Annotated in this window: 1 protein-coding gene; it reads right to left on the minus strand. The window is 43.6% G+C overall.

The window, feature by feature from the left end:
* Nucleotides 1-296 (minus strand): hypothetical protein (locus AN214_RS22810; RefSeq protein WP_200911164.1); only part of this gene is annotated, 296 nt, incomplete at both ends.

Consider the following 296-nt stretch of genomic DNA (forward strand, 5'->3'; position numbering starts at 1 on the left):
ATCTTCAAGGGCAGCTGCTTCAACGTTTACATCAGCAACATCAATTTCAGCGATATCAGCTTCACTAGACGCTTCATCAGATTCAAGCGCTTCTATCTCATCCGCTTCAGGCTCAATCGCATCAAGTTCATCTAATTGCTCTAGCGTCTCTTCACTTGATGCTTGTGCGTCATCCAACGAGTCTTCGAGTGCTTCATCTAGCGATTCTTCGAGAAATTCTTCTACTGGTTCGTCTAACTCTTCAGAGATTATTTCATCTTCAAGGGCAGCTGCTTCAACGTTTACATCAGCAACAT

This window comes from Pseudoalteromonas sp. P1-9 (genome assembly GCF_001399975.1).
GTDB lineage: Bacteria > Pseudomonadota > Gammaproteobacteria > Enterobacterales > Alteromonadaceae > Pseudoalteromonas.